An 11,170-nucleotide genomic window follows, 5' to 3' on the forward strand; every position below is an offset into this window, starting at 1 on the left:
AAGGACGGCCCGGTCGAGGAACCGGCCACCACCGGCAGCATCGACCGCAAGCCCCTGGGCTTCGGCGCGGACCTCGGGGCGGAGGACTGGCGGCGCGCCAGCGCGGCGCTGGCCGTCGCCCTCGACCCGCAGGGCAACGGACGCCCGGTGAAGTGGGACAACCCGGAGACGACCCTGCGCGGCTCGGTGAACCCGACCGGCCTGCCCTACGTCGCCAACGAGCTCGTCTGCCGCGACTTCCTGGCCTCCGTGATCTCTCCGGCGGGCAGCCGCTTCGTGCGCGGCACCGGCTGCAAGCCCTCCGGCGGCGAGTGGGGCCTGACGCGCATCCGGGCCGCGAAATCCTCGACCTGACCGCGGTCGCCGGCCCGACTTTTTTAGGATCACAGTTCGGGTCTGCCCGTTGACGGCGTGCCAATCGCAGCGAATTCTCGCGCGAGACCGTTGCAGAGAAGCAACAGGCCGTCCACATGACAGACGAATCCGAAGGAGCCGGGCAGGCGCCCGGCCCCAGGCGGCACCGAGAATCCTGAAGACCGATGCGAAATCCCTACGATGTGCTGGGCGTCTCCAAGGGCGCCTCCGAGGCCGACATCAAGAAGGCCTATCGCAAGCTCGCCAAGGCCTATCATCCCGATCGCAACCAGGACGACGCCAAGGCCAAGGACCGCTTCGCGGAGGCCAACAGCGCGTACGAGATCCTGGGCGACGGGGCTAAGCGCGCGCAGTTCGACCGCGGCGAGATCGACGCGGACGGCAAGCCGCGCGCGACCGGCTTCGAGGGCTTCGGCGGGTTCGGCGGCGGCCGGGGCGGTGGCGGCGGCTTCGATTTCGAGAGCGCGGCGCGCGGACGCGGCCCCACCGGGGGCGGCGGGATCGGCGAGGACATCTTCTCCCACCTGTTCGGCGACGCGTTCCGGGCGGCCGGAGCCGGCCCCGGCGCGCAGCGCGGCCCCCAGAAGGGCGAGGACGTGGCGGCCGAACTCAGCGTGACCCTGGAACAGGTGGGCGCCGAGGAGAAGCTGCGCCTGTCCCTGCCGGGCGGGCGCGACGTGGACGTGGTGGTGCCCAAGGGCGTGGTCGACGGCCAGACCATCCGCCTGCGGGGGCTCGGCCAGTCCGCCGGCCCGCGCGGCACGCCCGGCGACGCCCTGCTCACCATCCGCATCCTGCCCCATTCCCGCTTCACCGTGGACGGGGCGGACCTGCGCGCCTCGGTGGAGGTGGCCCTGGAGGACGCGATCCTCGGCGGACCGATCCGGGTGCCGACCCTGACGGGCGCCGTGGAGATGAAGATCCCGGCCATGACCGGGTCGGGACGCACGTTCCGGCTCAAGGGCAAGGGCCTGCCGAAGAAGGACGGGACGCGAGGCGACCTCTTCGCCACCACCGCGGTAACGCTACCGGCGACCGAGGACCCGGCCCTGACCGAGTTCGCCAAGGCGCGGCGCGCGGCCAAGGCGGGCTGACAGGCGCGTGCATCGGCCGTGACAGGGCGGACATTGCGAAAGATCCCGCACTTCCGTCCCCGGCGCGCCTCCGCTAAGGATGCCCGGCGCGGGAGCGCCCGCCCGTCACGCGATGGGCAGGCGCATCCGCGCCACGGCTCTCGCTCAGGTGACACATGGCGGACACGCACCCGGTTCACGATCACGTCGGCGGTCTGCTGGCCGGCAAGCGCGGCCTGGTGCTCGGTGTCGCCAACAACCGCTCGATCGCCTGGGGCATCGCGAAGTCGGCGGCCGCCCACGGCGCCAAGCTCGCCTTCACCTACCAGGGCGACGCCCTGAAGAAGCGCGTCGAGCCCCTGGCGCGGGAACTCGACGCCCACGTGGTCGGGCATTGCGACGTCACGGACCCGGCCTCGATCGACGCGGTCTTCGCCGCCGCCGCAGAGGTGTTCCCCGAGGGCATCGACTTCGTCGTGCACTGCATCGCCTTCTCGGACAAGGACGAGCTGACCGGCCGCTACGTCGAGACCTCGGAGGCGAACTTCACCAAGTCGCTCCTCATCTCCTGCTACTCGTTCACGGCGGTGGCCCAGCGGGCCGAGAAGCTGATGCCCAACGGCGGCTCGCTCCTGACGCTGACCTATTACGGCGCCGAGAAGTGGATGCCGCACTACAACGTCATGGGCGTCGCCAAGGCGGCCCTCGAGGCCTCCGTGCGCTACCTCGCCGCCGACCTCGGCCCCTCGAAGATCCGCGTCAACGCGATCTCGGCCGGCCCGATCAAGACGTTGGCCGCCTCCGGCATCGGCGATTTCCGCTACATCCTGAAGTGGAACGAATACAACGCCCCCTTGCGCCGCACCGTGACCATCGACGAGGTCGGCGAGACCGCCACCTACCTCGTCTCGGACATGAGCAAGGGCATGACCGGCGAGATCCTGCACGTGGATGCCGGCTACCACGTCGTCGGCATGAAGAACCCGGAAGCCCCGGACCTCAGCCTCGACAAGGATTAGGCCCGTCGGCCGCCCGGCGCCTCGGCGGTCATCAGCCCAGCGTCAGTCCTCGTCCTCGAACGCGCCGAAGAGCTTGAGGCCGTCGATCCACGTCGCGCCATCGCGCTTCACCACCCGGTGACATCGCGAGTGGTGCTCGCGGCCGAGGGCGTCGGCCAGACGCTCGGAATGCGTCACGAGCCAGACCTGCGTGCGTTCGGACGCCTTGGCGATCATGCGGGCCAGGGGCTCGATCAGGTCGGGGTGAAGGCTCGTCTCGGGTTCGTTGAGCGCGATAAAGGGCGGCAGCCGATAGGCCAGCAGCGCGCCGGCCAGCGCGAGATAGCGAAGCGTTCCGTCCGAGAGTTCCGCCGCCTCGAAAACGCGCTTGGGATAGTCGGGAAAGATGATCCCGAACCGCGCGAAGCGATCGGGTTCCGGAATCACGAGGCGTGCGCCGGGAAAAGCGTCGGCGACGGCGTCCTCGAGATCCGCGGTGTCCTGGCGGATATGAGCGAGGGTGGCGAACACCGCCGCGAGATCCCCGGCATCGGAGGACAGCGTCGGCGTCGTCACGGCCAGGCAAGGGCGCCTCAGAGCGGAGTCTTTGTCCGTCCGGAAATCGTGGTGGAAGCGCCAGTCCAGGAGCGTTCGGCGGACGAGATCGAGTTCGGGGAACGCCGCGGCGTCCTTCAGGGCCGAGAGAGCGGTTTCCGTCGCGAGCAACCCGGCCGCGAGTTCCTGCTTGCGCCCGTCGAGGCCACGCGCGAATCCCTTGGGCCCCACCCTGTCGAGCAAGGTCACGGGCCGCCGACCCGTGCTTTGCAGGAGCGCTTCACGCTTGATCTGAGCTTCCTGCACGAAGGCGGCGCCCATCGCTACGCGTTGGCCCTGATCCGTGGCGTATTGCTGGACGAGGCCGATCTCGACCTCATAGGTGAGCGGGACTGATCCGCCCTCCGGATCGAACAGTTCCGCCGACAAGGTGATGCACGCCTTGTCACCGACCTTCCGCTTGCCGGCCCAGAGGGCGGAATCCATTCCGCCCTCCATCGCGAGGTCCCGTGTCAATGTTCCGGCCGCCGCCGATTGAAGCAGTTCGAGCGCGCGGTAGAGGTTCGTCTTCCCGACGCCGTTCGCGCCGATGAACACCGACAGGACATCGACCGGAAAGCGGATCGACCTCAGCGACCGGTACCCCGAAGCCGACACCCCTCGAACCGTCAGCATCGATCCTCCCATACGCCGCTCCGCATCGCGCGCGCGGATGCGCCCAACGGAAGCTCAGGCGCGGAACATGACGAAGCAGCGCTCAGTCCGGCACGGTCAGCCCCGCGATGTCCGCCTTGGCTTCCGGAAAGCGCGGATCCATCGCCTCCAGGGTGTCGGCGATGGTGCGGGCGATGAGCAGGTTGCGGTACCACTTCCGGTTGGCCGGCACCACGTGCCAGGGCGCTTGGCCGGTCGAGCATTCGCTGAGCGCGTCGGCGAAGGCCGCCTGGTAGGCGTCCCAGGAGCGGCGCTCCACGAGGTCGGCCGGATCGAACTTCCAGTGCTTCTCCGGGTTCGCGATGCGCGCCTCCAGGCGCTCCCGCTGCTCGTCCTTGGAGATGTGCAGGAAGAACTTCAGCACGGTGGTGCCGGCGGCGGAGAGCATCCGTTCGAAGTCGTTGATCTGGCCGTAGCGCTCGCGCCAGACCGGCTCGGGCACGAGGTCCTTCACCCGCACCACGAGGACGTCCTCGTAATGGCTGCGGTTGAACACGTTGATCATGCCGCGCGCGGGCGCTTTCGCGTGGTAGCGCCACAGGAAATCGTGGTCGCTCTCTTCCGCGCTCGGCACCTTGAACGACCACACCCGGCAGCCTTGCGGATTCACGCCCTCGAACACCGCCCGGATGGTGCCGTCCTTGCCCCCCGTATCGATGGCCTGGAACACGACGAGCAGGCTGCGCGCGTGCTCGGCGTAGAGCCGCTCCTGCAGGGCGGCGATGCGGGCGCGCTCGCTGGCTAGCGCCGCCTTGGCCGCGTCCTTGTCGAGGCCGCCATCGGCATCCGCATCGATCAGCCCGAGGTCGCAGCGGGTTCCGGGCCGCACGGTGACGATGCCGGTAGCGGCGGGCGCGAGGCGGGGATCGACGCTGACGTGGGCCATGCCGCCTCGGCTCTCGGCCTCGCGGGCCCAGTGCGCGGAGGAGGGCGGACGGTGCCCGGCCCGGCGCGCCTCGCCCTTCTTGCCCTTCAGCCCCGATTTTCGATGCGCCGCGTCCTTGCGGTGCGAAACGTCACGCTGCGACGCCGAAGCTTCGGTTTCCCCGAGGGTCTGGTCCCGGCGATGCTTGCCGTGATGCTTCGACATGATGAGACTCGGCTCTCGGTGGGGGGCGGACCGGGGCGGCCGCCAAGATGCAGGGTCAGGACGTGCGTGCGAGAACGATAGTCCGGCCCGACCGTTCCGGCGAGCGGCGGGCGTGAGGCCCGTGAACCCGATCTACTTCGTCCGCCATGGCCAGACCGACTGGAACGCCGAGGGTCGGCTCCAGGGGCAGCGGGACATCGACCTGAACGCCGAGGGCCTGCGCCAGGCCGAGGCCGTCGCAGGGCGCCTCGCGCGGGTCAGCGGCCTGTCCGGCGCGGATCTCGCCGGCCTGGACTTCGCCGCCAGCCCGCTGATCCGGACCCGGCGCACCATGGAGACCCTGCGCGCGGCCCTGAACCTCGACCCGGCGGATTATCGCCTCGATCCGCGCTTCAAGGAGATCAGCTTCGGCGCCTGGGAGGGCTCGACCTGGGCCGAGATCCGGCGCTGGGACCCCGCCGGCGCCCTGGCCCGCGACCGCGACCGCTGGGGCTACCGCCCGCCCGGCGGGACGGGCGAGAGCTACGCCATGCTGGTGGAGCGGGTGGAACCGGCCATCGCCGCATTGACGCGGCCCACCGTGATCGTCGCCCATGGCGGCGTCGCCCGGGCGATCCTGGTGATCCGCGGCCATCTCGGCCTTCGTGACGCCCCCCGCATCGGTATCCGCCAGGGCAGCGTCCTCGTGTCAGACCAGGCCGGATGGCGCTGGGCCTGAGCAATCCGCGCGTTCAAGCCCGGTTCAAGCCTACCGCCCAAACGTGTTAGACGCGCCGTGAATTCGGCGCGATCCGGGCGCCTACCCGGCCAGGAGGACGGTTCCCGATCGATCGGGCGCCGGCAGCGGAGCAACGGATGACCAGTCTCGCCGAGACGACCCGGCCCCGGGCGGCAACGCGCGGGCCGCAGGAGACGAGTGCTTCGAGGGAGGCGGCCGGCCCGCGTGCGGTCCTGCGCGGCGAAAGCCGCCCGGACCTCGTACGCGACGAGACCTTGAGCGAGATCTTTCGCGCGAGCGCCCGAGCGCGCGGCGATCACCCGGCCCTCGTCGACGGCGCCCGGACCGGCCCCGACGGCACCCACCCGGCCCTGACCTACGCGGAGGTTGAGGCGCAGGCCTCCGAGATCGCCCGCGGACTCAGTCATCACGGCATCGGGCCCGGCGACGTGGTCGGCCTCTGGATGGCGCGGGGCCCGGACCTGCTGGTCGCCCAGATCGGCATCGCCCTGTCGGGGGCGGCCTGGCTGCCCTTCGACGCCGAGGCGCCGGCCGACCGCGTTGCGGTCTGCCTGGACGACGCGAACGCCAAGGCGCTCCTCATCTCACCCGCCCTGGAAGCGCAGGCACCCGCCGGCACGCCGGGCCTGACGGTGGCCGCACTCGCGGCCGCGACGCCGGCGGAGGCCGCGCTGCCCGACCTGCGCGCGGCGGGCCTGACACCGGAGCACCCGGCCTACCTCATCTACACCTCGGGCTCGACCGGCGTGCCGAAGGGCATCGTCATCAGCCACGCCAACATCTGCCACTTCCTGCGCTCGGGGAACGCCCTCTACGGCATGCGCGCCGACGACGTGGTGTTCCAGGGCGCCTCCGTCGCCTTCGATCTCTCGATGGAGGAGATCTGGGTACCCTACCTCGTGGGCGCGACGCTGTTCGTGGCCTCCCCGGCCATGATGGGCGACGTCGAGAGCCTGCCGGACATCATCGCCCGCGCCGGCGTCACCGTCCTCGACACCGTGCCGACCCTGCTGGCGATGATCTCGCGGGACCTGCCGAGCGTGCGCTTGGTGCTGCTCGGCGGCGAGGCGCTGCCCGAGCCGCTGGTCGTCCGCTGGGCGACGGCCTCGCGAAAACTCTTCAACACCTACGGTCCGACCGAGGCCACGGTGGTGGCCACCGCCGCCGAGATGCGGCCGGGCGTGCCCGTCACCATCGGCGGCCCGATCCCGAACTATTCGGTCTACGTCGCGGGCGAGAGCCTCGAACTCCTGGCGCCGGGGCAACAGGGCGAACTCCTCATCGGCGGTCCGGGCGTCGCCAAGGGCTACCTCAAGCGGCCCGAGCTGACGGCCGAGAAGTTCATCGCCAACCCCTACGCCTCGGACGGGACCGACCCGGTCCTGTACCGCTCGGGCGACGCGGTCTCGCTGGATGCCGCCGGCAACATCCTGTTCCACGGCCGCATCGACGACCAGGTCAAGATCCGCGGCTTCCGGGTAGAACTCGGCGAGATCGAATCGCGCATCCAGGTCCTGCCGGGAATCAACCAGGCGGCCGTGGTGCTGCGCCAGGACGACGGGGTCGACCGCCTCGTCGCCTTCCTCGTCCCCGAGCGCGGCACCGAGATCGACAAGGCCGCCCTGCGGCACACGCTGGCCGAACAGATGCCGCCCTACATGGTGCCGGGGCATTTCGAGGCGGTCGAGGTGCTTCCGCGCCTGACCTCCGGAAAGGTCGACCGCAAGGCCCTGCGCGTTGCCACCCTCACGGTGGCCGACACCTCCGGCGAGCAGGAGCCGCCGCGCAACGAGACCGAGGCCGCTATGCTGGCCGCCGCCAACCGCGTCTTCGGCAACCAGGCGATTCCCCTCGAGGGCGACTTCTTCGCCGATCTCGGGGGCCACTCGCTGCTGGCCGCGCGCTTCGTCGGGGCCGTACGCGAGGTGCCGGCGCTGGCCGCCATCACCCTGCAGGACGTCTACGGCCAGCGCACCCTGCGGGCCATGGCCGACACGCTCATCGCCCGCACGGGCGGCGTCGGGACCGAGATGGCGATCCGCGACCTCGCCTTCCCGGCGCCCTCCCTGAAACGGCGCTTCCTCTGCGGCCTCGCCCAGGCCGCGGCCCTGCCCTTCGTCATCGCGCTCGCCACCTCGCAGTGGCTGGGCATCTTCGTGACCTACCTGCTGCTCACCGGCGGCGGGCTCGGATTCTTCGGCGAACTCGCCGTGCTGCTGCTGGTCTATATCGGCATCAACGCCGTGACGGCCTCGGTGGCGGTGGCGGCCAAGTGGCTGATCCTCGGGCGCACGAAGCCCGGGCGCTACCCGCTCTGGGGGGTGTACTATTACCGCTGGTGGCTGACGCAGCGCCTGACGCCGCTGGTCCACATCAAGTGGCTCCAGGGCTCGCCGGCGATCGTGTTCTACCTGCGGCTGCTCGGCGCCGACATCGGCAAGGACGCGCTGATCTCGGATGCCGAGATCGGCGCGCCGGACCTCATCAGCGTGGGCCCCGGCGCCTCGCTCGGCGGCCGCCTCGTCATCGCCAACGCGGAGGTCGTCGGCGACACGCTGATCATCGGCCGCGTCCACATCGGCGCGGATGTGGCCATCGGTGCCTCCTGCGTGATCGGGCCCGACACGGTCATCGGCGACCACGCCGAGATCGCGGACCTCACCACCATCCCCACCGGCACGCGGGTGAACGCCGCCGAGGTCTGGGACGGCTCGCCCGGCCGCAAGGTCGGCGACGCCGATCCGGATTCGCTGCCCGAACCCGCCACCGCCTCGCCCCGGCGGCGCCTCGCCTTCGCGGCGCTCTACACCTTCCTGCTGGCGGCGATCCCCGCCATCGGCCTGCTGCCGATCTTCCCGGCCTTCTACATCTTCGACCAGCTCAGCGATTCCCTCGGCGACATCACCGACATCGACTACCACTGGTACCTGCCGCTGCTGACCTGGCCCACCGCCATGCTGATGACGGCGGGCACGGTGCTGCTGATCGCCGGCATCCGCTGGCTGGTGCTGCCCCGCGTCTCTTCGGGCACCCACTCGATCTACAGCGGCTTCTACATGCGCAAGTGGGCGGTGGCGCTCGCCGCCGAGGTGACCCTGGAGACCCTCTCCTCCCTGTTCGCCACCGTCTACATGCGGGCTTGGTACCGCCTGATGGGCGCCCGGATGGGGCAGGGGGCCGAGATCTCCACCAACCTCGCGGGGCGCTACGACCTGGCCGATATCGGCGCGCGCAACTTCGTGGCCGACGAGGTGGTCTTCGGCGAGGAGGAGATCCGGCGCGGCTGGATGACGATGCACGAGGTCCATACCGGCCCGCGCGTCTTCGTGGGCAACGACGCCGTGGTCCCGCCCGGCGCCGTGATCCCGGAGGACGTGCTCATCGGCATCAAGTCGAAGCCGCCGGCCAACGCGTTGATGAATCCGGGCGACACCTGGTTCGGCTCGCCGCCGATCAAGCTGCCCTCGCGCCAGCGGGTCGATCTCGGCTCCAACACCCAGACCTACGAGCCCGGCATCGGCCCCAAGCTCCGGCGCGGCATCTTCGAGGCGTTCTCGACCTCGTTCTCGCCGATGCTGTTCATCACGCTGGCGATCTCGGCGATCGATTTCTACTTCTACCCGGCGATCCTGGCGCAGGACTGGACCGGCCTGGCGATCAGCTTCGTCGCCGTCTCCGTCGCCATCGCCTTCATCCAGTCCTTCACGGTGATCGCGGTCAAATGGCTGCTGATGGGCGTCTACAAGCCCGGCATGCAGCCGATGTGGTCCTGGTGGGCCATGCGAACCGAGGCCGTCGCGGTGCTCTACTGGGGGTTGGCCGGCAAGGTGCTGCTGGAGCACCTCGTCGGCACCCCCTTCCTGCCCTGGATGCTGCGGCTCCTCGGCGTGAAGGTCGGGCAGGGCGTGTGCATGCTTACCACCGACATCACCGAGTTCGACTGCGTCACCATCGGCGACTACGCCACCATCAACCGTACCTCCGCGTTGCAGACCCACCTCTACGAGGACCGAATCATGAAGGTCGGCCGGGTCGAGGTCGGCCGCGGCGTCTCGGTCGGCGCCTTCTCCACGGTGCTGTATGACACCAAGGTCGGCGACTACGCTCGCCTGCGCCCCCTCACCATCGTTATGAAGGGCGAGTCGATTCCGGCCCATTCGGAGTGGGAGGGTGCGCCGGCGGTGCCAGTGGTGCACGCCAAGGCGTGAACGCGAAGGGTTGACGAAAACGGCGGCGTTCCAACCGTGGAACGCCGCCGCCTGTCAACTTGACCGATGATCAATCTTGCTTTTCGGCGCTTCCGCTAAGGCCATTTCTTGCCGAGGCATTGGGCGACATTCGCCGTTCCGTTCCCGACGCGACGGACACATTCGCGGAGCTGGGCTTCCGTGACATTGAACCGTTTCGTCCAGTACCGAACCTCCCAAGCTTCGGTCAGACTGATCTTGCTGGGATCTTCCGGACCGGGCCGTTCCAAATCGTCATTCATGACGCCTCCTCAGGTTGCGCCATGTGAAATAATCAGCTCGAAGGCAACTTCAAGTAGCGATCGGTCAAGAAGCCTCGGGCTTCGGGCCGAGGCGCTTGTCGAGGTAGGTGTCCACGGTCTGGGTCAGCTCGTCGACCTTGCCGTCAAAGAAGTGGTTGGCGCCTTCGACCATCTGGTGCTCGATGATGACACCCTTCTGGGTCTTCACCTTCTCGATCACCGGCATGACCTCGCGGGCGGGAGCCACGCGGTCCTCGGAGCCATGCACGAACAGGCCGGAGGAGGGGCAGGGCGCCAGGAAGGTGAAGTCGTAGCGGTTGGCCATCGCGGCGATCGAGATGAAGCCCTCGATCTCCGGGCGGCGCATCAGGAGCTGCATGCCGATCCACGAACCGAACGAGACGCCGGCGATCCAGCAGGCGCGGGCCTCGGGGTTCACCGACTGCACCCAGTCGAGGGCGGAGGCCGCGTCGGAGAGCTCCCCGGTGCCGTGGTCGAACGCGCCCTGGCTGCGGCCGACGCCGCGGAAATTGAAGCGCAGGGCGGCGAAGCCGCGATTGGCGAACGTGTAGAAAAGATTGTACACGATTTGATTGTTCATCGTGCCCCCGAACTGGGGGTGCGGATGCAGCACGATCGCGATCGGCGCGCCCTTCTTCTTGGGCGCCTGGTAGCGCCCCTCGAGACGGCCGGCCGGACCGGTGAAGATGACTTCGGGCATGAAACCTAAACTCCTGGGCGACGAAGGCCGCCGGGCCCCGTCACGGTGGATCGCCGCTTCGCCGGCAAGGCGCGCGTCCGAGGCCCGGGCAAAGCCGCAAGGCGTGCCTTGACTCGCCGGGCCACGAACTTAAAAGCGCTCTTAGAATAATTCTAGCGAACTAGAATCGTTCTAAACAACGCCGGTCGGACCCGTTTCGGATCGGCGCGTTCCCTGCACGACGGGCAACCGGAACACGTATCGTGACGGCGCCTTAGCATGATCGTGGGGGGCAAAAGCAAGGATTTGTCGCTCTAGCCCTTGACGCCGCCAGTGGTTTTTCCCGGATGACTTCGCCCCGCGCCTACCTCGACCACAACGCGACCTCACCGGTTCGGCCGGAGGTGGCGGCTGCCGTGGCGCGGGCGCTCACCCTG

At 69.3% G+C, this 11,170-nt stretch carries 9 protein-coding genes; 5 read left to right on the forward strand and 4 right to left on the reverse strand.

Annotated elements, in window-relative coordinates:
* The 3 genes from K2X24_RS15125 to fabI form a co-directional block, all read left to right on the forward strand.
* A partial coding sequence (locus tag K2X24_RS15125) for an RT0821/Lpp0805 family surface protein (protein WP_292499199.1) occupies positions 1-354 on the forward strand: 354 nt, incomplete at its 5' end.
* A 185-nt stretch (positions 355-539) separates the two neighbouring features.
* A complete protein-coding gene (locus tag K2X24_RS15130; RefSeq protein WP_292499200.1) occupies positions 540-1,469 on the forward strand; it encodes a DnaJ C-terminal domain-containing protein in 930 nt (309 codons plus the stop codon).
* 155 nt (positions 1,470-1,624) lie between these two features.
* Entirely contained in the window at positions 1,625-2,467 is an 843-nt protein-coding gene (gene fabI / locus K2X24_RS15135; RefSeq protein WP_238277862.1) for an enoyl-ACP reductase FabI, read from the forward strand.
* Positions 2,468-2,509: 42 nt separating this feature from the next.
* Here fabI and K2X24_RS15140 read toward each other — a convergent pair whose 3' ends face one another.
* On the reverse strand, positions 2,510-3,676 hold the full coding sequence (locus tag K2X24_RS15140; protein ID WP_292499201.1) for an AAA family ATPase: 1,167 nt from the start codon (positions 3,674-3,676) through the stop codon (positions 2,510-2,512).
* Positions 3,677-3,758: 82 nt separating this feature from the next.
* Positions 3,759-4,805 (reverse strand): polyphosphate kinase 2 family protein, encoded by a 1,047-nt coding sequence (locus K2X24_RS15145; RefSeq protein WP_292499202.1) that lies wholly within the window; start codon positions 4,803-4,805, stop codon positions 3,759-3,761.
* Between the two features lie 121 nt (positions 4,806-4,926).
* Here K2X24_RS15145 and K2X24_RS15150 point away from each other — a divergent pair, with 121 nt between their 5' ends.
* Positions 4,927-5,523 carry a histidine phosphatase family protein gene (locus tag K2X24_RS15150; RefSeq protein ID WP_292499206.1) on the forward strand — a complete coding sequence of 199 codons (597 nt, stop codon included), beginning with the start codon at positions 4,927-4,929 and terminating at the stop codon, positions 5,521-5,523.
* Between the two features lie 137 nt (positions 5,524-5,660).
* Positions 5,661-9,752, forward strand: a complete 4,092-nt coding sequence (locus K2X24_RS15155; protein ID WP_292499203.1) for a Pls/PosA family non-ribosomal peptide synthetase — start codon at positions 5,661-5,663, stop codon at positions 9,750-9,752.
* Between the two features lie 95 nt (positions 9,753-9,847).
* Here K2X24_RS15155 and K2X24_RS15160 read toward each other — a convergent pair whose 3' ends face one another.
* Complete coding sequence (locus tag K2X24_RS15160) at positions 9,848-10,033, reverse strand: DUF3606 domain-containing protein (RefSeq protein ID WP_292499204.1); 186 nt, start codon at positions 10,031-10,033, stop codon at positions 9,848-9,850.
* Positions 10,034-10,097: 64 nt separating this feature from the next.
* A complete protein-coding gene (locus K2X24_RS15165; RefSeq protein ID WP_292499205.1) occupies positions 10,098-10,754 on the reverse strand; it encodes an alpha/beta hydrolase in 657 nt (218 codons plus the stop codon).
* Between the last annotated feature and the right edge of the window lie 416 nt (positions 10,755-11,170).

The sequence above is a fragment of the Methylobacterium sp. genome, from assembly GCF_019750675.1.
Classification (GTDB): domain Bacteria; phylum Pseudomonadota; class Alphaproteobacteria; order Rhizobiales; family Beijerinckiaceae; genus Methylobacterium.